The 21,816-nt window shown below is 51.4% G+C and carries 18 protein-coding genes; 5 read left to right on the forward strand and 13 right to left on the reverse strand.

Annotation, left to right across the window (positions count from 1 at the left end):
• Positions 1–378 precede the first annotated feature (378 nt).
• The 3 genes from LK536_RS35580 to LK536_RS35590 form a co-directional block, all read right to left on the reverse strand.
• Positions 379–3,672 (reverse strand): EAL domain-containing protein, encoded by a 3,294-nt coding sequence (locus LK536_RS35580; protein WP_506092086.1) that lies wholly within the window; start codon positions 3,670–3,672, stop codon positions 379–381.
• Positions 3,673–3,822: 150 nt separating this feature from the next.
• Positions 3,823–4,680, reverse strand: coding sequence for a helix-turn-helix domain-containing protein (locus LK536_RS35585; RefSeq protein WP_227794710.1), 858 nt, complete (start codon positions 4,678–4,680; stop codon positions 3,823–3,825).
• A gap of 300 nt (positions 4,681–4,980) precedes the next feature.
• On the reverse strand, positions 4,981–6,435 hold the full coding sequence (locus tag LK536_RS35590) for an aspartate ammonia-lyase (RefSeq protein WP_008723249.1): 1,455 nt from the start codon (positions 6,433–6,435) through the stop codon (positions 4,981–4,983).
• 342 nt (positions 6,436–6,777) lie between these two features.
• Between LK536_RS35590 and LK536_RS35595 the strand changes: the two genes are divergently transcribed.
• From LK536_RS35595 to LK536_RS35605, 3 genes are read left to right on the forward strand one after another with little or no spacing between them, the layout of a single operon-like run.
• Positions 6,778–6,996, forward strand: a complete 219-nt coding sequence (locus LK536_RS35595) for a spore coat associated protein CotJA (RefSeq protein WP_008723247.1) — start codon at positions 6,778–6,780, stop codon at positions 6,994–6,996.
• Entirely contained in the window at positions 6,989–7,285 is a 297-nt protein-coding gene (locus LK536_RS35600; protein WP_008723246.1) for a spore coat protein CotJB, read from the forward strand. Before LK536_RS35595 ends, LK536_RS35600 begins: the two co-directional genes overlap by 8 nt.
• Before the next feature lie 14 nt (positions 7,286–7,299).
• A complete protein-coding gene (locus LK536_RS35605; RefSeq protein WP_008723243.1) occupies positions 7,300–7,911 on the forward strand; it encodes a manganese catalase family protein in 612 nt (203 codons plus the stop codon).
• A 75-nt stretch (positions 7,912–7,986) separates the two neighbouring features.
• Here the strand turns inward: LK536_RS35605 and LK536_RS35610 are convergent, their stop codons facing one another.
• The 6 genes from LK536_RS35610 to LK536_RS35635 form a co-directional block, all read right to left on the reverse strand.
• The gene (locus tag LK536_RS35610; RefSeq protein WP_165443126.1) at positions 7,987–8,913 is read right to left on the reverse strand and encodes a LysR family transcriptional regulator; all 927 of its coding nucleotides are present in this window, start codon (positions 8,911–8,913) and stop codon (positions 7,987–7,989) included.
• A gap of 88 nt (positions 8,914–9,001) precedes the next feature.
• Positions 9,002–10,273 (reverse strand): TRAP transporter large permease, encoded by a 1,272-nt coding sequence (locus tag LK536_RS35615; protein WP_008723239.1) that lies wholly within the window; start codon positions 10,271–10,273, stop codon positions 9,002–9,004.
• Positions 10,267–10,791: a TRAP transporter small permease gene (locus LK536_RS35620; protein WP_025484567.1), complete on the reverse strand. Its 525-nt coding sequence runs from the start codon at positions 10,789–10,791 to the stop codon at positions 10,267–10,269. The genes LK536_RS35615 and LK536_RS35620 overlap by 7 nt, the downstream gene beginning before the upstream one ends.
• A gap of 62 nt (positions 10,792–10,853) precedes the next feature.
• Positions 10,854–11,954, reverse strand: a complete 1,101-nt coding sequence (locus LK536_RS35625; protein ID WP_025484568.1) for a TRAP transporter substrate-binding protein — start codon at positions 11,952–11,954, stop codon at positions 10,854–10,856.
• A gap of 36 nt (positions 11,955–11,990) precedes the next feature.
• Positions 11,991–13,355, reverse strand: coding sequence for a dihydroorotase (locus LK536_RS35630; RefSeq protein WP_025484570.1), 1,365 nt, complete (start codon positions 13,353–13,355; stop codon positions 11,991–11,993).
• On the reverse strand, positions 13,352–14,905 hold the full coding sequence (locus LK536_RS35635; protein ID WP_227794711.1) for a nitrilase-related carbon-nitrogen hydrolase: 1,554 nt from the start codon (positions 14,903–14,905) through the stop codon (positions 13,352–13,354). The genes LK536_RS35630 and LK536_RS35635 overlap by 4 nt, the downstream gene beginning before the upstream one ends.
• Before the next feature lie 282 nt (positions 14,906–15,187).
• Here LK536_RS35635 and LK536_RS35640 point away from each other — a divergent pair, with 282 nt between their 5' ends.
• A complete protein-coding gene (locus LK536_RS35640) occupies positions 15,188–16,537 on the forward strand; it encodes a sodium-dependent transporter (RefSeq protein ID WP_227794712.1) in 1,350 nt (449 codons plus the stop codon).
• A 205-nt stretch (positions 16,538–16,742) separates the two neighbouring features.
• Positions 16,743–18,134, forward strand: coding sequence for an MATE family efflux transporter (locus LK536_RS35645; protein ID WP_008723228.1), 1,392 nt, complete (start codon positions 16,743–16,745; stop codon positions 18,132–18,134).
• A gap of 156 nt (positions 18,135–18,290) precedes the next feature.
• On the opposite strand, the gene LK536_RS35650 is transcribed toward LK536_RS35645, so the two are convergent.
• The 4 genes from LK536_RS35650 to LK536_RS35665 form a co-directional block, all read right to left on the reverse strand.
• The gene (locus tag LK536_RS35650) at positions 18,291–18,950 is read right to left on the reverse strand and encodes an aspartate/glutamate racemase family protein (protein WP_120057484.1); all 660 of its coding nucleotides are present in this window, start codon (positions 18,948–18,950) and stop codon (positions 18,291–18,293) included.
• An 83-nt stretch (positions 18,951–19,033) separates the two neighbouring features.
• Positions 19,034–19,975 (reverse strand): aminopeptidase, encoded by a 942-nt coding sequence (locus LK536_RS35655; RefSeq protein ID WP_008723222.1) that lies wholly within the window; start codon positions 19,973–19,975, stop codon positions 19,034–19,036.
• Between the two features lie 10 nt (positions 19,976–19,985).
• A complete protein-coding gene (locus LK536_RS35660) occupies positions 19,986–20,660 on the reverse strand; it encodes an AroM family protein (protein WP_130790439.1) in 675 nt (224 codons plus the stop codon).
• A 72-nt stretch (positions 20,661–20,732) separates the two neighbouring features.
• Positions 20,733–21,674, reverse strand: a complete 942-nt coding sequence (locus LK536_RS35665; protein WP_130790440.1) for a DUF1177 domain-containing protein — start codon at positions 21,672–21,674, stop codon at positions 20,733–20,735.
• Positions 21,675–21,816 lie beyond the last annotated feature (142 nt).

Raw genomic sequence — 21,816 nt, forward strand, 5'->3', positions numbered from 1 at the left:
TCTGCTTTCCGGCTAAATAATCTTATCCATAACAGAAGGCGGCAGACCAAACATTGTCTGCCGCCCAAATAACCAAATAGATAGTGATGAATCTCTATTGGAAAACACGAAAATGAAATCCCAAAACTATTGTTTTGGAACAATATCCCTGCCAAACATCATTTTCGTATTTTCAGGCTCCGTACAATGTTTCATACTGTTAAATTGTGCGGAGCTATAATCAATGCAGAACTTTCCGAATAACATTGCACTCACCCTTTCCTTACATATTACATCATATTATAGCCACTCCCCGAAGCGCTGTCAAGCTGCCTGAATGACGGGACATGCCTGCTCTTGGATAATGGGATATGACCGCATCAGCGGGACAGGTATCGGTCACTGCAGGGAATCCTCATTCTTTCCCATCAGGAAATTCCTCTCATACTCCTCTACCTCCATGGGTTTCCCATACAGGTATCCCTGTCCAATCATGCATCTGCATTTCTTCAGATACGCTTCCTGCAGTTCCTCTTCTATGCCCTCGGCAATGGTCTGTATCTTCATATCATGGCACATGGATATGATATGCTTGACAATCTGGCCGCTGACCTTATCCCGGTCAATCTTATCCACCAGGCTCTTATCCAGCTTCAGCACGTCAAATTCCACATCGGAGAGGATATCCATGTTGCTGTATTTGGTGCCGAAATCATCCAGGGATATCCGGTAGCCAAGCTTCTTAAACTCCGCCAGGGCCTTATATACCATGTCCCGTCCCAGCTCCCCTATGCTCTCTGTCACCTCTATCTCCAATTTATTGGGATGCACGTCATATTTTTTCGCAATGGATGCCACGCTGGATACAATATCTGCATTGAGCAGGGTCATCCTGGAGAAATTAAATGACAGGACCTGCTCCCTGTACCCTATCTGGTCCCACTGCTCCAACAGACGGCAGCACTCCTCAAACACGAACAGGTCCACATAGCTTATCAGGTTCTCCCTCTCCAGTAAGCCGATGAACCTGGAGGGCATGATGATTCCCTTCTCTGGATGGTAATACCGTATCAACGCCTCCGCCCCCGCACAGGTGCCGGTCTTCAGATACAGCTTTGGCTGCAGCACCACCCTGAACTCCCTGCTTTCAATGCTGTGAAGCAGGCGTTTGATTAAATCCAGGCGCCCGGAACCGGTAAGGCTGGGTTTTGTCTCATAATACCGCTGCTTGTCAATCCGCATCAGTTCCCCTGCCTGCTTCATGGCCCAGTCCAGATTCTTCTGCCTGTCATCCCACACCCTTCCCACGGAAACAGACAGATTCTGCCTGCTGTTCATTTCCCGGATAAGGGCGCCAAACCTGTGCTCGAACTCAGAGTAGGATATATTTTCCATTATGATATCAAACTCATTGCTGTTCAGGCGGAACACCGCACAATCGCCAAACTGCTTCTCTATGATGCCGGCTGCCTGGCGGATCAGCGCATCCCCTGCCTCGGTCCCCCTTGTATCGTTAACCGACTTCAGGTCATTGATATCAATTATGATGACGCCGATGGAAACAACATTGTCCGCCTTAAAGGACCTGCGGAACCGGTCATAGCTGCTCCTGTTGAGAAGCCCGGTCAGGGAATCATTATAAATGCTGTATTCCAGCTTCTTTGCATCCTGCCGTTTACTGATTTCCTGTGCTATAAAATACAGAAGCATATCAACCAGATCCAGGGAGTCCTGAACCTTGCGCTCCAGCATCACTATATAGCCCAGTTCCCCCTTTTTACAGACTATGGGGAATACAGCCATATTGGAAACCTGTTCCCGCTCCATATCCTGATAAAGCTCAAAGGACTCGGGCAGGATATCCTGTGGTTCCTCAATATCCCTGACACCGCCCTGATGGTTCTGGTCCAGCCACGCCTGTATATGGCTTTCCATGTCCCCGCTGACAGGGGGACAGTTACTTTCGTCCCTGCAGCAGGCGCACTCATAACCGAATTCATTTTCCTTCTGAAGGTATATAAGGATATGTCCGGCCTTATAATGGTCCGCCAGCACATCCATCAGGCGCCTCATGGACTCCTCCAGGGTCCTGGCCTCTATCATGGCATAGATACAGCTTATCACCTTATTAGCCACCTCTGCCCTGGCATCCGGCCCGCTCTTTAAGGGTTCTGCCTCCCCGCCATCATAGGCAGCCTCAACCCCAATGGTGAGGACAGCAGGCATTCCTTTCCACTCCACCATGCGTGTCTTCATCAGACGCTTTATGCCCTGCCTGGCATCTGTGTTTTCCCACAGCGAGAAACGGTCCCATTCCCAGTTAAAGCCATTGCAGAACATACATGGCCTGTTGTTTCCATAAAACAGTTCATAACATTTATGGCCGCGGCAGTCTTCCTCTGCCCTGCCGATCATCCTGTAATATGCCTGGTTGGCTTCTATCAGTTCATATGTATCAGGGTCAATAAGACAGGCTGCATCGCCTACTGCTGATAAAAGCTGGGCAAATTCATCCTCCTGGGGTTCCTGTCCCTCCCTGTCCCGCGCTTTATCACTGTCTTTCCTTCCCTCTTTATCCAACAGGCAGAATACGCCGAATATGTGATTGCTTGCAGGTTCCTGATACATATATACAGCCAGCTGGACACGGCGCAGCCTGTCTCCTTCAAAGAGCCGCCTGTAATTCATGGAGACCCTGTGTCTGCCTGCCTCAAACCTTGCCAGAAGGCTTTCCCTGTCAAAGTACAGTTTAAAGTCCTTCCTGTCCTCAGGCTTGACGCTTTTATTCTCCAGCAGGTTCATCAGCTTGCTGTAACTGTGCTCCTCCAGATGCCCCAGGTAGCGTTTCCAGGTCCCGTAAAGCCGCATCACCCGGTCCCCAGTCAGGTCCACCTCGGCATGGGCCAGGGAATCTTCTAAAAGCAGCTGGTTGACCCGGGCCTGTCTGATATAGGCGTTCTCCAGTTCCTTGAGCCTGGTGATGTCCTCAAACCGCCCCAGTACAATCTCCGGGCAGCCCTCCTCATATGACAGGACCTCCAGCTCCATGGCAAACCAGCTGTATTCCCCATTCCGGTTCTTAAGCTTTACCTCACAACGCGCGTGGTCCCCTCCTGTGCGCAGGACGCGGAATGCCTGCAGGAATGTCTCCTTGAACCCGGGATGGACCATATCGGAGTCCGCCCATACCTCGGGAAATCCTTGTATCTGCTTCTCCGTACCGTATGTGACCTTGCGGTCCGTATAGATAAGGGCCGTCCCGCTGGTCATATTATACTCAAAAACTTCTTCCCAGCTTACATTCATGGACCATCGTTTCATCTGCTCCAGGTTAGCCATATTCTGGTGATATCCGGTTATCAGGATTCTCCCGTCCTGAAGCTGGCGGGACCTGCCTGCGCACCGCACGGGAATATCCCCCCACTCAGGGTGGTTCCATGTATACTGGACCTCACACAGCTTGCCCGTATGGACAATCCGGTTCATGACATCATTTACATAGGCATGATTCCCCCTGTTAATCCGCTTGTACCAAAACTCAAAGCACGCCTCAGGGGACAGGTCCTCCTTCAGTCCCAGAAGCCTGGCCATGGTTCCATCAATATAAAATTTTATATTCCGCATATCCCTGTCTGTCACCATGTTCCACAGCCCCAGATCCGACATATGCAGGATATCCTGTACCCAATCCATATCGTGAAATACAAAGCATTTGGTGAAATCCCTATGTTCCATTCTTTTTTCCTCGTCTGTCTGCAATATTCCGGCAACTGTTTACTGTCTTTTATTATACCATCACTTTAAAAGCTTACCATCCGTTTTTTATGTTTTTTCCGTCTGTAATCAGAAATCCCTGCTTTTATCCATCTCAGGCAGTCCGGCTCCTCCTTTGTCCGTGGGCGCGCATCCGAACATCTTCTTATATGCGCGGAAAAAGCTGGAGTAATCCCCGAAACCCGCATTGGAGGCCGCTTCCGCCGCCGGTATCCCTGCCGAAAGTTCCCCCCGCACCACCGCCATGCGCTTGTATAGTATATAACGCGCCACCGTTGTTCCGGTTGCCCGCTTGAAGATGGAGGTCAGATGGTTCTTACTCATGTAAAATGTCCCGGCAAGCCCTTCCAGGGTCAGCGGCTCCTTCAGGTGTTCATTGATATAGCGGATTATCTCCCTGGCCTGGCCTTCCTTTCCCCTTAATGTCCCGGATGCGTCCTGGCAGATTGCAAAAATCTTAGTCAAAATGGACAGCAACCGTGCGCTAATTGCAATATCCTGTAAATCTTTCCCATAGGAACCGCACTCCTCAAGGGCATGGAAATACCACTCCATCTGGAACTGTTCCTCATAGCAGCACCAGCCCGGGGCAAACGGCTTCAGCAGCATCTCCTGCTCCCGTTCCCCCAGAAGCTCCCTTACAAAATGCACGCGTATGCGGTGGTACTCTTCCCCGTCCAGCACCTTTAAGCCGTGGAAACATCCGGGAGGGATGACGATAAGGCTTCCGGGCCTTGGAATATAGGACCTCCCTTCCAGAAGATACTCCACATTACCCGTTATCATATAGTAGATCTCATAGCTGTCATGGCAGTGCATCTTATACTCCATATCCGCCTCATCACTGCGTGTATGGGCATACATCACCCCGCTGGTCCTAAAGCTTTCCTCCTGGTACAATGCGCGTCCTTTCCGCCGTTTACACATGGCTCCTTCACTGTTAGGTCCATTGTACCAGATAATGTGCGGATTGCAATATTTTTTTGGCGTATGACAATGGTTTTTGCAATATAAATATCCTATAATATGTCCTGTAAGCAAGAGGACATACAGCAAATGAATTGTTGCGAAAACCGAAAGGGCCCTCCCCCTTTCACACATTTTATCCCCCTTTATACACAATACAATACAATTACAAAAATGCCAGACATCCCCAGTGTCTGGCATTTTTGTGCTGTATGGGCCTTTTCTTTATCAGTTCCAGCAATCTTTAGCTCTTTTGCCCATCTAATCCAACTCCTCCGCACGGTCCTTCCCGCCGCCGGCATTTCCCCCCATCTTATGATACTCCACCAGATGTCCCGGCTGTGTCATATCCTTAAGATTAAGGCACTGGTCCAGCTGGGCTTCGGTCATCAGCTTCTCGTCCAGCACAATCCGCCTTACAGGGACTCCCGTTTCCATGGAGCGCTTGGCGATATCCGCCGACTTTCTGTATCCCAGGGCCGGGCACAGGGCGGTTGCAAGGGCGGCGCTGGACTCCACCAGCCTGCGGCAGTGCTCCCTGTTGGCGGTAATCCCCAGGATACAGTTGTCAATCAGTGTCTCCACCGCCCCCTTGAGGGTGTCGATGGACTCAAATATCTTATAGAATATCACAGGCTCAAATGCATTTAATTCCATCTGTCCTGCCTCGGCCGCCATGGTCACGGTAACATCATTGCCGATGATGTTAAATGCCACCTGGGATACAACTTCGGGAATCACAGGATTAATCTTTCCCGGCATGATGGACGAGCCATTCTGCCTGGGCGGAAGGTTAATCTCCCCCAGTCCTGCCTTTGGCCCGCTGGACAGAAGGCGCAGGTCGTTGCATATCTTACTAAGGTTCACGGCGCAGATGCGCAGGGTGGACGAAGTATGTACGAAGCAGTCCAGGTTCTGGGTGGCGTCAAACAGGTCGTCTGCCTGGACACACTCGGTCTGGCACACCAGATTGATGTTACGGATGATATGGAACAGGTACACAGGGTTCACATTAATGGCCGTGCCCACTGCGGTGGCGCCGATGTTCAGGTATTTAAGCTCATCCATCTGTTCCCTGATCCTTCTGATGTCCCTTCCGATCACTGCCGCATATGCCTCAAAGGACTGCCCCAGGCGGATGGGGACCGCATCCTGAAGCTGTGTCCTCCCCATCTTCACCACATCATCAAATTCAATGGACTTCTGGTGAAGGGCTTTCTGCAGCCGTTCCAGTTCATCCAGCAGGCCGGGCAGCAGGCCCAGGATGGTCAGCTTGCCGGCGCAGGGTATCACGTCATTGGTGGACTGGGCCATGTTCACATGGTCATTGGGATGGACAATGGAATAGTCCCCCTTTGTCCCGCCCAGGATCTCAATTGCCCGGTTGGCAATCACCTCGTTGGCATTCATATTGGCGGAGGTCCCGGCCCCGCCCTGGATGGCGTCCACGATGAACTGCCCGTGAAGCTTCCCGCCTATGATTTCATCACATGCCGCCACGATGGCATTCCCCACACGCTCATCCAGCACATGGGCTGTCATATTGGTAAATGCAGCCGCCTTCTTGATCCTGGCCAGGTTCCTGATAAACTCCCCGTGGAGCGGTCTTCCCGTAATATGGAAATTATTCTTTGCCCGCAGCGTCTGCACCCCGTAATACGCCTTTACCGGCACCTCCATCGTGCCGATGGAATCAGATTCCTTCCTGGTAACCATTTGATACCTTCCTCCCGCAATCTTGTATTGACAGGCGCCCGGCCCATGCCTCCCCTTGACGCCCATCTGTATACCTGGATCATAGCACGTTCCGGTTCAAAAGAAAATACTTTGGGAAACTATTTGTTTTGTTAACTATATTAAGTTAAAAATTAATTTTAATAATATATTTGTCTCGTTTCCTTAATTTAATAAGGTATTCAAATTTCCATACCGCTTATTTCTGGTTATACTGTCATATTTTAATGGCTCTAAAAATCCGTTTCATGCCCATACTAATCATGAAGCCAGAAAGTGGCTGAACCATGTCTTCATTTTTTTTAACAGAAAGGAGTGTTATTCATGAATTTATGCAGCTGTGGATCAAACGTACCTGCATCCGAATGCGGATGCGGCAAGGAACTTCCTGCTCCAGGCCCCGGTGTCCAGTTAGCAATCGCCACCGTTCCCATGCAGCCCTGGGAAACACCGTATGAGCCGGCAAAAGCCTTGAAACAGGGAACCATCTTCCCATGTCTGGACCTGCCATTCTTCTTAGTAGGAGGTGAAAAACATGTCTGACCGCTGTACCCTGCTTCAGCAGATTAATGAAATCAGTTTTGTTGTCAATGACTTAAACCTTTATCTGGATACCCATCCGACAGACGCCAGCGCCCTGGAGGAATTCAGCCAGGCAATGGCAAAGAGAAGGCAGCTTTTGGACACATTTGCAAAGGAATATGAACCCCTGACCTTAAACTGTGTCTGCCCTGATACCAATAACAAATCCGAATCCCACACAAAATACCCCGGACAGAAACATTTCACCTGGTCTGACGGACCTCTGCCCTGGGACATCCAAAACAATTAAGGAGGTGCCATGCCATGTGGACTTATGAAAAACGGTTACAGTTTCCCGTAAAAATCACCCAGACCTGCCCTAAGACAGCGTCTTTAATCATCAGCCAGTTCGGCGGCCCTGACGGAGAGCTTGCCGCATCCATGCGTTATCTTTCCCAGCGCTACACCATGCCATGCAAGGAGGTAGGCGGACTGCTGACAGATATTGGTACAGAGGAGCTTGCCCATCTGGAAATGATCTGCGCCATTATCTATCAGCTGACCAAGAACCTGACCGCTGAACAGGCAAAAACCGCTGGTTTTGACGCCTACTATATTGACCATACCACGGCCCTGTGGCCAACCGCCGCAGCCGGCGTGCCGTTCAATGCCTGCGAATTCCAGTCCAAGGGCGATGCCATCACGGACCTCCACGAGGACCTGGCCGCGGAACAGAAGGCAAGGACCACCTATGATAACCTGATCCGTGTCATCGAAAACCCGGAAGTACGCGAACCCCTTAAATTCCTGCGCGCCAGGGAAGTGGTTCATTTCCAGCGTTTCGGGGAGGCGCTGGAAAAAATCAAGTCCAAACTGGACGAAAAGAACTTCTATTATTTTAACGCTGAGTTTGACAAGCAGTTTGTAAAAGAATAAAAGATACCGTTTCAGATAAAAGAAAACCAGGCCGGCCGGCAGATAATATAATTACCTGCCGGCCTTCCCGGTTTATCAGGGGTTCAGGATGATTTCACAGTCAAAGTCCGGATGGAATATGGAGGTGGCCTGCTCCTTCATATAAGTGACGAAGGTCTGCACCGCAAAGGACAGGTACTGGTTCTTCTTGGTAATCATCACGACCCTCCACAGGGAGGAGGAGTGTTCGATATCCACCTGCGCTATACTTGGCTCCGGGTACATATCTAAAATACGCCGCGGGATGATGGAGATGCCCATGTTAATCTTAACCAGCTGGACGATAAAGTCCCACTGGGATGCCTCTACCAGGACGCGTGGCTCGAATCCCGCCTCCCTGCATCCGTTGATGATGTTACTGTTCAGCATATACTCCTCACCCAGCAGCACAAATTTTTCGTTGCGCAGCTGCTCGTATCTGACACTGTCACATCCGGCCAGCTGGTGCTGTGTGCTCACCACCAGGACATTCTTATCCTCCACAACCGGCACCACGTCAAATGCGCCGGTGATGACCGGACAGATGGTAAAACCCACATCCAGTTCGCCCTTATCCACCAGTAACTGGATATGCTTTGCACCGTGCTGGTCAATCTGGAAATCAATGCCCGGATACAGTCCTATGAATCCTGCAATCAGGCTTGGGAATACGCAGGTTCCTATAATAGGCGGGATACCCACACGGATCACGCCCTTCTGCAGGCTTGTCAGGTCATGCATGGCACGGAAAATAGAATCATGCTGTTCTATCACGCCCTTCGCCATGGCATAAAGCTGTCTGCCGCAGTCAGTAATCTGCACTTTTTTTCCTGACATGTAAATCAACTGCACTCCCAGGTTTTCTTCTAAGTGCTTCATGGCCTTACTGAGAGTAGGCTGGGAAACATACAGTTTTTTCGCTGCTTCGGAAAACCCGTTCGCCTCTACAATACCAACAAAATACCGGAGTTGTTTGATATCCAAATGGCCCACCATCCTTATCTTGCATCCATCCTAACATCTGACCTTTCATTTGTCAATGAATGGCTTCAGAAAATCCCCCTCCCGCCAGTCAGGCCATCCGGCTGGGCAGCCATAAGCTGATTGCCGGAACCAGATTAACCAGTACCAATATGAAAAGCATCATGAATATATACGGCCACAGAGGTCTTACCACACGTTCAAATGGACGGTTAAAGGTTCCCACCGACACGAAAATATTCAGTCCGAACGGCGGCGTCAGCATGCCGATTGCGCAGTTTAATACAATGATCATGCCCAGGTGAAGCGTATCAAGCCCAATGACCTGTGCCATGGGAAGCACCAGGGGCGTCAGCACGATGACAATGGAATTGGGATCCATGAACATGCCGGCTACCAGGAACAGCAGGTTGATGATAAGGAGGATAACGTAACTGGATGTCCCTGAGGTCAATGCCACAATCTTCTGAGGCACCTGGGCCGCGGTCAATATCCAGGATAAGAGGGAACCCGCTCCAATCAGGATGAATATCATGGCAACCATCCGCCCGGATGTGATGCCGATTTCAAATACATCCTTAAGTGTGATGGAGCGGTAAATGAATAGTTCCACTACCAGCACATATGCAACCGCCACCGCGGCCGCTTCCGTAGGCGTCATGACCCCTGCATAGATTCCTACCAGGATGATGACCGGAAGCCCCAATGCCCAGAACGCTTTCCCGGTTGCCTGTAAGACTTCCTTGAAGGTAGCCGGCTTTTGCCGTGGTATTTTGTTACGGATTGCATCGATACAGACATAGACGCTGAAAACAATGGCAATCAAGACGCCCACCGAAAGCCCTGACATGAACAGCTTTCCTACCGAAGCGCCTGCCGAGACACCATAAAGGATCATTGCAATCCCGGGAGGGACCAGCATTGCCAGCGTACTGCTTGCAGTAATGCATCCAATGGCGGAATCAGGGTCATATCCGTCCTTGCAGAGCGCCGGATAAAGGATTAAGCCGATTGCTACGATAGCTGCCGGTCCTGCGCCTGAAATAGCGCCGAAAATCGTACATGTGACAACCGTGGTAATTGCAAGCCCACCTGGCAGATGTCCAACCAGCTTATTTGCAAAGTTGACCAGCTTATGTCCGATATCCCCCTTGGACATGATATCAGCCGCATACATGAAGAACGGGATGGACAGCAGGGAAAATGTATCAATCCCGCCCACCATACGCTGTATGGTAAGGCCCATGTCCATACCCGGGAAATTCATATGCAGGGCCGCCAGACACGGGATTATCATGGACATGAATATAGGTACCCCAAGAATCAGAAGTCCCAAAAAAAGCACACCGCAGACCGCTAACATTCCGTTTCCTCCTTTCCTGCCCTGAAGCCGCTGCATAATTTCATGAAATTACGCAGATATACATACGACATCAGGCCAAATCCAATATTCGTGGACAGATAGATCAGCCAGATTGGAATCGCAATGGCAATACTGGTATTGCCGCCTTTATACTGCATGATGGTAAACCCAATGCTGATATACGTCATATAAACAGACAGGCCCACACTGATCAGGCAGATAAGGGCCTGATAAGCCAGCTTTGCCCTGCCCTTCAAAAAATTAGACAACAGGTCCACGCCCACATGTGTATGATACCTGGCGCAGGAACTGATTCCAAAGAAGGTTACCCAGACCACCACATACCGGGCCAGCTCCTCAGACCATGCGAATGCGGTCTGAAAAAAATAACGCGCAATCACATTAGCAAACACAATCCCGGAAATAGTAAGCAGACCCAGACTCATAACTACATTTTCTATTTGTTCTGTGGCACAGTCAATACGCTCCAGAACACTTTTTTTCTCCAGAGTGTCCATTCCCAATTCTCCCTTATTTTAAAAAACCGGGCAGCATTTTCAGATGCCCGGTCATATCATGTTTACTGTTCCCCGGTAATTTCTTTTCTGGCAGCCACTATGGCGTCATAAATCTTCTCGCCTTCCGCGCCCTGGCTGGTGCGGGCATATTCCTGTACCGGAACCATGGCTGTACGCCATGCTGCTTTCTGCTCATCGTTCAGCTCATGGATTGCTGTTTTCCCGGTATCCGCAATCAGCTTTTCATCCTTTTCAGCCAATGCAAGGGTTTCCTCAAGACAGACGCGTCCGCCCTCCCTGACGCCTTCCGTGATTGCTTCCTGTATATCCGCATCCAGTCCGTCAAACCATGCCTTATTAATCAGCACAACCTGGTCCAGACCTGAATGATTGGTCTTTGTAATATCCGTCTGCACTTCATGGAACTTCATATCATAAATGGTATCGATAGGATTCTCCTGTCCATCCAGCGCCTTATTCTGAAGGGCACCGTAAGTCTCCCCGAAATCCATTGTGATGCCGGTAGCGCCCAGCACTTCCGCCTGTTTAAAAAGAATCGGCGAGTTCATCACGCGGACCTTAAGCCCCTTCATCTCAGCCGGGTCGAGCAATGGCTTGTTGGCGGACCACACCTTATAACCGGTCTGCCAGATTGCCATGGTCAGGATGCCCTTTTCCGTGGTGGTGTCCCTAAGGGATTTGATTGCATCGGACTGGTAAAGCTCATAGAGCTGTTCCGGGTCATCCGGCAGAAGATACGGCGTATCCAACAAGGTCATCATGGGGCAGGTACCGCCCAGATAAGCGGTGGGAACAACCACACACTCAATTGTGCCGAACTGCGCGCCCTCTACCTGGTCCCTCTGTCCGCCCAGCTGGGAGGATGGGTAAATCTGCGCCTCCACCCTGCCGCCTGTCTTCTCTTCCACCACCTCTGCCAGCTTCTGGCATCCCAGGTCGCGGGCGCTGCCTGGTGAGGATACGTGGCTGATTTTCATGACAATCTTATCTCCGGACGGAGCCTTTGTCTCAGCGCCGCCCTCAGCAGCCGTTCCCTGGGATGCCGGTGCTTCTGTCTGCGGTTTGGCGCTGCCGCCGCATGCGCCCAGGAAGAATGTCATTGCTAAAGAAACTGATAAAACTGCCAAAACCCTTTTTTTCATTGTAACCCTCCTCATGTTATATTAATTTATATGTGACTATTTCATACAGGATTGAATGCGCCTTACAAACCTTCCATAACCCTTCTGGCCTACAAAGGTCCCGTTATCCCCAACCAGTCTGCCGCGCACAAATACCAGCTCCGGGAACCCCTTAAGTACCTTCCCGTCAAATGGTGACCATCCGCACTTTGAGACAATCTTATCATTGCTGACCATTTCCGCCCTGTCCATGTCGAGGACCACCATATCGGCATCAGCCCCCACTGCAATCTGTCCTTTCTGCGGAAAGAGCCCATAGACTTTTGCAGGGTTCTCACACATGCATTCCACGACCCGGTTAATGCTCGTCCTGCCCTCACTGACACCGTTAAGCATCAGGCGCAGGGATGTCTCAATCCCGGGAATCCCATTGGGCGCATCCCATATATCCGTTTCTCCCGGCACCTTCTGTTCCTTGGGATAAGGACAGTGGTCAGAACCAATGGTGGTCACAAAGCCCTGGTCAAACTTCTTCCATAGAAGCGCCTGATTCTCTGCCGTATTCATAGGCGGGGTAAACTTTGCCCACGGCCCCTTTTTCTCCAGGTCCTCAACCGTGAGGTTGAAATAATGGGGGCAGCTTTCCGCATAAATCTCATACCCCTGCTCACGGGCCTCCCGAAGCTGGGTCAGAAGGTCCGGCTGGCTTACATGGGCGATGATGACCCTGCAGCGGGTCTCCTTTGCAATGGAAATAACGGTCTGGACCGCTACATATTCCGCCAGCTTGGAACGCCATTCCCATTGGGAATGATAGTCTGTCCGGCCTGCCGCCTTTAAGACCTCCTCATTATACTGGCAAATGCCGTCATCCTCACAGTGGATCAATACCGTGCCGCCCATGCGTGCAACCTCGGTAAAGCTGCGCATGAGGAACGCCGTGTGCATGGCCTTTACCCCATGGAGATTGCAGGTAAATGTCTTAAATCCTGTGATTCCCGCATCCCACATTGCCTGCAGCTCTTCCACATTGTCCGGGGAAATGCCGCCCTTCAGGCCAAAATCCACACATGCCCTTTCGTTCAGATAATCAATCTTCTCAAGCAGGGGACCCACGGAATACACGGCTGGAAGCGTCCGGTGATGGTCCACGATGGTCGTGATGCCCCCTACCGCGGCAGCCATGGTGCCTGTCTCAAATTCTTCACGGTCCGTATAGCCGGGATCCATCATGTGCGTATGTCCGTCCACACAGCCAGGCATCACATGGTGCCCTTTTACATCAATTACCTTTTCCGCCTCACAGCCGCTGCCAGGCGCCAGCAGGGCCGCTATTTTCCCATCTGAAACCAGGATGTCTGCCGGAGTGCAGCTTTTTGATGAAACCACCAGTGCATTTGCAATTAATAATTCTCTGTTCATATTGTTAACTCCTTATAATAGTTTGGATTTCTTCCATAAACAATATTGGTGCCGGGTACCACTTCCTTGGATTTACTGAGGGACGTATGGAGCATGCCGGAAGCAGTCTGTTCCACGGTGCAGAAGGTGGTAAACAGCTTACCTCCGTCCGGGTTCACACCAAGGCTTACGTCCATGCTTCCAGCCGGGGTGGTCCGCAGGACAAAGACCTTATTCTCAGCTGCCCTTGTCTGCATCATCTTCATGGTATCCGCAGTGTTCTTCCTGTCAAACCAAATCAGTATATCTGCTCCTTTTAACATGGCAACGCGGGCAATCTCCGGGATTTCCATTTCCTCCCCGAATACGGCGGCCACACAGCAGCCCGGGAATAATTCCAGCACACGGATTTCATCCACATCCTCACTTCCATTTACATGGGAAGCAGGAAGCTCCCCCTTGATGCCATCCGCGCCGAACACCACTGCCTTCCGTCCCCCTTCATCCGTGCCATACGCTGTTACGGCACAGATATCATCCGGCATGTGGCTGCAAAGATACTTCAGCAACCCGGCGTTAAACCTCATACCTTCCTTCAGTTCCGGCAATACCGCCAGTCTGGAATCCAGGATGGCGGCGCGCCTGATCCCATCCACGGCCCTCTCCGCGTAATCGGCTTCATCCGTACAGTCAAACCGGATGACGGCCGTAAAACACTCCAGGTCCGAAAGCCTGTAAGGACGCTCAATCACAGCCGTGACCGGCAGTGTGCGGACCGGTTCCGCCAATATAGGGTAAAGCTCCGGCCTGCGTCCTCTAAGGGGCGGCACTTCCTCCAGCTCCAGTTCATACGTCAGCATTTCTTCCTTATCCGGTGAACACTCAGCCGCGATATCACCGTCTGGGGTGACAATCATGCTGCGGCCCAGGCAGGTGACGGTGCTGCTTTCGATTCCTGCTTTATCACAGACCGCTATGTATACACCGTTTTCCTTTGCCCTGGCCTGCAGCATGAACTGGTACTGCTGGTTTGTGAGCTGGTCCGGGGTACTGGCAGATGCAACCAGGTTCACCGCGTCAAGAATCAGCCCGGCGCCTTTTAACCTCAATATCCGGGCAATCTCCGGGATGCGTCCGTCCGCGCAGACCATGACTCCGATTTTCCCAAACTCCGTCTCAAATACACAGCCTGGTTCCCCTTGGGAAAACCACTTTCCATCAAAATGCCAGAGGTTGGATTTATAAGCTTTTGCAATCATTTCCCCGCTTCTGTTAAATACGGCAACCCCGTTATAAAGGGAACCGCCTTCAGACATGGCCGTCCCAACCGCAAGGTACACCCGGTTTTTTGCTGCAAGTTCCGACATCCTTGTTAAAAACCCGGGTATATTCCTCAGGGACTCCGGCTCTTCCTCCATGCCTATCATGTAAGCCGGATATGCACATTCCGGCAAGAGGATCAAATCCGTGCCGCTCTGGCATGCCTCCCTGATTTTCTGCTGAATCCTGTCAGATGTGTTACGAAAACGGTTGATATCATCTGCCAGAAGTTGTATGATTGTTAGTTTCATATCCCCCTCCTTTTTTACAATTAATAACTTTTTTCTATGGTTTAGTTATTATTTAATTAAAATTATAGCTATATAGAATAGTATTGTCAATATAGATAAATGAATATAACAATTCAATTATTTTATCGTTATAATTACCAAAATTCATAGTCTAAAGCCCATGTCTTTTTTCTCTTCCATGCATCCAACGTACATTTACATGAAAATGGGTTATTATAACATGGACAAGGCATCTATTTTGTTCTACAATAAGTATCCGACTATATTTAAGGGAGGTAACAGGTGAACAGCACACAAAGAAACTCAGACCCGGGACGGGATTCCTGGAAATCCAGATGGGGCTTCATCCTGGCCTGTATCGGCTCGGCCGTGGGCATGGGCAATATATGGATGTTTCCCACCAGGGTTTCCAGATATGGAGGCGGGACGTTCCTTCTCCCCTATTTCTTTTTTGTCATCATCATCGGACTATCAGGGGTAATCGGGGAAATGTCCTTTGGAAGGGCGGCCCGTTCCGGGCCCATAGGCGCGTTTGGGGATGCAACGGCCAGACGCTGGAATAACAGGCGGTTAGGGGAAGCCATTGGTTACATCCCTGTGATCGGCTCCCTGGCGCTGGCCATCGGCTATTCTGTGATTGTGGGCTGGATACTCAGATACTGCGCCGGCGCATTTACCGGGGCCACCCTGGCGCCCGGCAGCGTAGATGGCTTCAGTCTTGCATTCGGGACAATGGCCTCTGCCTTCAGCAATAATATGTGGCAGACAGCAGGGCTTGCCATAACGTTCATCATCATGGTCCTGGGCATCTCTAATGGAATTGAACGGATTAATAAAATCATCATGCCGCTGTTCTTCTTCATGTTTTTCGGGCTGGCCGTGTACATGGCCTTCCAGCCCCATGCAGCGGAGGGGTACCGGTATATCTTCCGGATCGACATGAACGGGCTTTTGGACCCCATGACCTGGGTGTTTGCCCTTGGACAGGCTTTCTTTTCCCTTTCCCTTGCAGGCAACGGCACGCTGATATACGGCTCTTATCTGGAGGATACCGAGGATGTTATGGGCGCTGCCTGGAAAGTGGCATTATTTGATACCCTGGCGGCGCTCCTGGCGGCCTTTGTCATCATCCCGGCCATGGCAACCGCAGGCTCCCAGCTGGACCAGGGCGGTCCCGGTCTGATATTCATCTTCCTGCCCAACCTGTTCCAGTCCATGCCAGGAAGCAATATCCTGATTACCGTATTTTTCGTGGCTGTGCTTTTTGCAGGGATTTCATCCCTGATTAACCTGTTTGAAGCGCCCATCGCTACCATGGAACAGCAGTTTGGCATGAGCCGGAGGACCGCCGTAACAGTCATGACAGCAACTGCGTTCGTCATAGGGATCTGCATCCAGGGCATGGTGGCTGGATGGATGGATTTTGTGTCCATCTATATCTGTCCCCTTGGCGCGGGTCTGGCCGGCATCATGTTTTTCTGGGTATGCGGATGGGATCATGTCCGGGATGAGGTGAAAAAAGGGCGGAAAAAGGAGCCGGGGAAATGGTTTTCCTTCATGGCCAGATATGTGTTCTGCGGATTAACCGTACTTGTATTCATTCTTGGTATTGTATTTGGCGGGATTGGATGAGGAGTTTTGGAGCCTCCTCCAATCCGTATCTTTTCCTTCCATAACATCTTGACTCTATCTCAAAAAAAGTAGTATACTCCTTATTATACATGTGACTCCCTGTCACCTGCTTTCTGACAGGGGGTCTTTTATTCCTATGGGGATACCGGCATGATGCTGCTCCATTTTCCTGCCAATATCCCCGACGAAAGATGAGGTAACAAGAATGACATCTGCACCAACAGAAAAAACAAACAATAATCCCCTGGGTTCCGTGCCCATCAACACCCTTCTGGCCCGCTTCGCCATTCCCAGCATCATCGCCATGCTGGTCAGCGCGCTGTACAACATCGTGGACCAGTTCTTTATCGGAAGAAGCGTGGGCATGCTGGGCAATGCGGCCACCAATGTGGCATTTCCCCTGACCATCACCTGCACCGCGGTTTCCCTTATGTGCGGAATCGGCGGTTCCGCCAACTTCAACCTCGCCATGGGACGCGGTGAAAAGGAGGAGGCCCGGCGGTACGCGGGCAATTCCATCTTCATGCTGTTTGCCATCGGCCTGATCCTCTGCCTGGTGGTACGGCTTTTCTTAAAACCCATGATGGTCCTCTTCGGTGCCACCCCGGAGGTGCTTGACTACTCCCTTACCTATACGGGTATCACAAGCCTTGGATTCCCCTTCCTGATCCTTGCCACCGGAGGCTCCAACCTGGTGCGCGCGGACGGAAGCCCCAGGTACTCCATGATATGCACCCTTGCAGGCGCTGTGATCAATACGGTTCTGGACCCCCTGTTCATATTCGGCTTCCATATGGGAATGGCCGGGGCCGCGCTGGCAACCATCATCGGGCAGATTGTATCCGGCCTTATGGTCATCGGGTATCTGACCCGTTTTAAGACCGTGCACCTGTCCCTTGGCTCCCTCAGGCCCCTGCCGTCCCATATAAAGGCCATTGCCGCACTGGGCATGGCTCCCTTCTTTAACCAGATGGCCATGATGGTGATACAGATCGTAATGAACAATACCCTTCGCTATTACGGGGCACAGTCCCATTATGGCAGCGAGATCCCCCTGGCCTGTGCAGGTATCATTACCAAGGTAAACATGATATTCTTTTCCCTGGTCATCGGCCTTTCCCAGGGACTTCAGCCCATTGTCAGCTATAACTACGGGGCCAGGAACTATGGGCGTGTGCGCGAGGCTTACCTGAAGGCGGTGTGCATTGCCACGGTCATATCAACTTTTTCCTTTTTATGTTTCCAGCTGATACCGCGCCAGATCATCGGTATTTTCGGTTCAGGAAGCGAGGAATACTTCCACTTTGCGGAGCAGTACTTCCGGATTTTCCTGTTCTTCACATTTTTAAACGGGCTTCAGCCCATTACAGCCAATTTCTTTACCTCCATCGGCAAGGCGGCCAAGGGTATCTTCATCTCCCTTACCCGGCAGATTATCTTCCTTCTGCCCCTAATCATAATCCTGCCCCTGATTTTCGGCATTGAGGGCGTCATGTACTCTGCACCAGTAGCTGACCTGATGGCCGCTGCCCTGGCTCTCCTGTTCGTGGTCAGGGAGCTGTCCCAGATGAAGCTGCTGCAGCAGAAGGAAGGATGACATTTACCTGTAATTAAATGTGCCGGTCATCACCAGGATAACCAGCAGCATAAAAAAGAAAGGACGATACAGCCCCCACCAGGCCATTCCCGGCCATGGGACTGCATACGTCCTTTCTTTTTTCACACTGTCTTTATCAGGTTCCCAGCCAATATCCTATCTGCGGACGGATTCAAAATAAGCAAATAACCCTTCCGCCAGCACCGGGTCAATGACAGGAATCCCCACCTCGTCCTCAATCTCCCTGGCAATTCCAATGGTGGTAAGTCCGGTGCATCCCAGCGCAATGACCTCTGCGCCCTTTTCCTTCAGCTCACGGGCCGTCTTAAGGCAGGATTCCCGTCCCTCAGGCGTCATCAGATCCAGGGTGCTGTCCACGCCTTCCGGCTTGCCCAGGGCAACAATCTTTTCCGGGATCATCCGCAGATACGCCTTGGGGGCATAGTCCACAATCCCAAGGACAGCAATCTTCTGCCCGTACCTCATGGCCAGGGAAACCGTTGTCTCCCCGCCTCCTGTCACCTTCATTCCCGGAAGCGCCCTGCGGATTTCCTCCACCCCCGGATCGTCGGCGCAGCTGACAATGATCATGTCCACATCCTCAAAGGACCTGGCTGTCTCCACAATCTTAGGCACTGCAATCCGCTCCAGCTCATGGCTGTGGATTCCCTCAGGCTGGTCCGGGATGCATTTTGATATGCACTTGATTCCCGGATAATGCTGTTCTATGATATTGCCGTGCATGTCCACAAATTCCTGGTCCTCCGAGGTCAGCACCCGGATGACACCAACCCGGAATTCCTTTCCCTTCTCCATATCCATCTCCATTCTGCCGCCAGCGTACGCGGCATGAAACCCATATCAGCAGCCGGATCCATATCCGTATCCAACCGGTATGATCAGACAACAAACCTTCCTTTATCAATAATCATCTCATCATCCAAATACAGGGTCGGCTCCAGAATGATGCCGTCCATATGGCAGTCCGCCTTGTTGACGCCGCCAAATGAAGTATTGGTGCCAAAAGCAATGTGTACGGTGCCGTAAACCTTCTCGTCCTCCAGGATCACACCGTTCAGCACAGCGGCCTCATTGGTGCCGATTCCCAGTTCGCCGATGGTGGCATTGCGCTCATTGGCCAGCAGTATGTCCAGGTTTTCACTCTTATCCCCGGTGACTTCCTGAAGCTTTCCGTTCTTCACCACCACATGGAGGGGGGAAGCCAGCTTCCCGATTCCCACCATAGAACCGTCGATGATCATTTCCCCGTCAGCCCCGTCCTCTAACGGGGCAATGTATGCCTCACCGGAAGGAAGGTTGCCGCACTGTCCGGGCTTCCTGTAAACGCCCGGGCTTGGAACCCCTTTCCTTCCCTCCAGGTTCAGGGTAAGGACACAGCCGTCCTTCTCAATCCTGGCTGTCCTGCAGGCCGTCAGCATCCCTGTTATCCTGGCAGTCAGCCGTTCCACCGCGCCGTAATCCGCTGTCATGGCTCCCTGGCTGAACATCTTCTCTGTGATTCCCGGCATGGTAGCCACCCTTGTGCCTGCCTCAGCCGCGCGTATCCTGGCATTGGTATGGGTCAGGGACTTGGCCGTGGGACAGATGACAATGTCCGCTGCCTTCATGGCTTCTGCCACTGCCTTTGGCGGCTCCTGCCCATTCAGCTCCCGCTCCTTCATGACCATCATCATGGCCTCACAGCCAAGGTTCCCGGCCCCTTCATACAGGGCCTGGGCAATGTCCACCCTGCTGTCATCTGTTACAATCAATACTTCCTCGCCCTGCTTTGCATCCAGGCAGTCCCTCAGGATATTCTGGGCAATCTCTATTAAATCCATCTTCCATCTCCTATTTCACATCGGTCAGTTCGGAAATGACCCTGGCCAGCAATGTCCTTGGAAGGACCACCAGCTTGCCGGTTTCCTTTGCGAACATGTCCTTCATTTCCTGGGTAAATCCGATGCAGTCCAGTACGACCAGGTCCGCATCCATATCCTTAATTGCCCCCGCTGCCGCGGCCAGGTCTTCCCACGGTCCATAGGGGGAGGCCGGGACAGCCTTTACATGGTCCACAAAATTGGACCATTTCTTCTCACACTGCCCCACCTGCAGCGGTGAAGGAGTCACCGTGACAATGCTTGACTTCTTGGTCAGCAGCGGCACTACCTTGTTGAGTATGTGGCATGGATAAACCAAAGGGACATTGGATGTAAGGCTTTCCGGGAAATCCCCTGTACAGAAAAACATGATCAGCCTTGCGCCTTCTGCCTCCAGCTCATTGATGCACTCCTGCAGCCTTGGGAGGATATACCGCTCCGCAAATGTCACCGATGTCCCGTCTGTAAGCCGTGACACCAGCACATAATCCTCCTTGTCCGGTTTAAATTCAGCTATCTGTTCCACGGTCAGCCCATCCAGACCGCCTCTTTGGGACAGCTCCACCCTGCCGTCAAAAATATGCATGATATCCGATGTCACATCGGTCCTGGGCGCCTGTCCAATGGTTACTGCTCCTATCTTCATTATAAGTCCCCTTTCCGGCGTCTGCTTTCCTGACCGCATCTGCCGTATACGCGTTTCGCGGACCAGCTGACCTTAATCCGCCTTTCCCAGTGTCTGCAGATGCTTCATTGGCCCGTATAATTTCTTCAGAAGCTCATACTCCTCTTCATCATAGAACTTAAGGTCGCCCTTGCCAAAGTACTTGGCAACTTCCAGCATGAACCTGGCCGCTTCCTCCACGTCGGCAAAATGGCTGGCGCCAGTGGCGCATCCCGGAACCATGACCTCGGTGGTGATGGCAACCCCCACAACCGGGGCATCCGTAGCCGTACATGGCTGGAGCACGCTGTTCAGATGGTGCACGTTATTGCCGTAGGGCGTGATATCCTGTGTAGCCAGGGGGAACACATAGGGAAGGCGGCCAGTGGTAATCTGCATCTGCTCCAGAAGATCCTCGGAGGTGCGCAGTATGTATCCCTCTTTCACGGTTGGGGAAATGGCAAATCCTCTTGTATTGATGACCCTGTTTCCCTTGGTGGTATCCACGGACAGGATTGCATCCAGCTCCGGTGACACCTCTTCCCTGTTAACCTGGGACATTTCCACAGGTGAACCCATGAACGGAACCGGCTTATGGGGCGCCGTAGGCGCATGAGGACAGATCTGTGTGGAAATGAACACGTCGCCCTCCAGATAATCGCCCTTATTCTGCATATCCAGAAGCTTGGCCGCAACCGCAATGGCTGCCAGCGCGCCGTCCCCGTCAGATACAAAGCCAATCATCTCAGGCCTTGCCCCGATTCCGCCCAGACGGCCCAGAAGACCGATGGTGGGTGCAGTGCCGCCGTTTGCCTTTCCCTTTGTGCCGGGAATCCGCACCTTAACCATGTCCGTGCTTCCTTTAGGTCCTTTCAGCTCATATACTTCAATATCAGCATCTGCCTTAATTCCCTTCAGGTAATTTTCCACGTCTTTCCCTGTTACCGTGCTGCTGTCCAGCACATCAAACGTCTCGATAATCTGTTTAATTAGCATAAGGTTTACCTCCAAATTTTTATTTAATTTGATTATAATGTGTTTACCTTTTAGGCGCAACCCGTTTTTAAACTGAAATATTTAATAGAATTTTTATTTTTATTTGACATTTTTTATCTTTATGTATAAAATCTTAATAAGA

Source organism: Clostridium pacaense, assembly GCF_020709765.2.
GTDB lineage: Bacteria > Bacillota > Clostridia > Lachnospirales > Lachnospiraceae > Enterocloster > Enterocloster hominis.

Excerpts from the sequence above, each read along its gene's own strand:
- LK536_RS35615 (WP_008723239.1), bottom strand. The coding sequence starts at position 10,273 with ATGTTAGCGGTCTGCGGTGTGCTTTTTTTGGGACTTCTGATTCTTGGG.
- LK536_RS35600 (WP_008723246.1), top strand. The coding sequence starts at position 6,989 with ATGTCTGACCGCTGTACCCTGCTTCAGCAGATTAATGAAATCAGTTTT.
- LK536_RS35620 (WP_025484567.1), bottom strand. The coding sequence starts at position 10,791 with ATGGACACTCTGGAGAAAAAAAGTGTTCTGGAGCGTATTGACTGTGCC.
- LK536_RS35590 (WP_008723249.1), bottom strand. The coding sequence starts at position 6,435 with ATGGTTACCAGGAAGGAATCTGATTCCATCGGCACGATGGAGGTGCCG.
- LK536_RS35585 (WP_227794710.1), bottom strand. The coding sequence starts at position 4,680 with ATGTGTAAACGGCGGAAAGGACGCGCATTGTACCAGGAGGAAAGCTTT.
- LK536_RS35645 (WP_008723228.1), top strand. The coding sequence starts at position 16,743 with ATGACATCTGCACCAACAGAAAAAACAAACAATAATCCCCTGGGTTCC.
- LK536_RS35625 (WP_025484568.1), bottom strand. The coding sequence starts at position 11,954 with ATGAAAAAAAGGGTTTTGGCAGTTTTATCAGTTTCTTTAGCAATGACA.
- LK536_RS35635 (WP_227794711.1), bottom strand. The coding sequence starts at position 14,905 with ATGAAACTAACAATCATACAACTTCTGGCAGATGATATCAACCGTTTT.
- LK536_RS35660 (WP_130790439.1), bottom strand. The coding sequence starts at position 20,660 with ATGAAGATAGGAGCAGTAACCATTGGACAGGCGCCCAGGACCGATGTG.
- LK536_RS35665 (WP_130790440.1), bottom strand. The coding sequence starts at position 21,674 with ATGCTAATTAAACAGATTATCGAGACGTTTGATGTGCTGGACAGCAGC.
- LK536_RS35580 (WP_506092086.1), bottom strand. The coding sequence starts at position 3,672 with ATGGATTGGGTACAGGATATCCTGCATATGTCGGATCTGGGGCTGTGG.
- LK536_RS35605 (WP_008723243.1), top strand. The coding sequence starts at position 7,300 with ATGTGGACTTATGAAAAACGGTTACAGTTTCCCGTAAAAATCACCCAG.
- LK536_RS35655 (WP_008723222.1), bottom strand. The coding sequence starts at position 19,975 with ATGGATTTAATAGAGATTGCCCAGAATATCCTGAGGGACTGCCTGGAT.
- LK536_RS35650 (WP_120057484.1), bottom strand. The coding sequence starts at position 18,950 with ATGGAGAAGGGAAAGGAATTCCGGGTTGGTGTCATCCGGGTGCTGACC.
- LK536_RS35630 (WP_025484570.1), bottom strand. The coding sequence starts at position 13,355 with ATGAACAGAGAATTATTAATTGCAAATGCACTGGTGGTTTCATCAAAA.
- LK536_RS35595 (WP_008723247.1), top strand. The coding sequence starts at position 6,778 with ATGAATTTATGCAGCTGTGGATCAAACGTACCTGCATCCGAATGCGGA.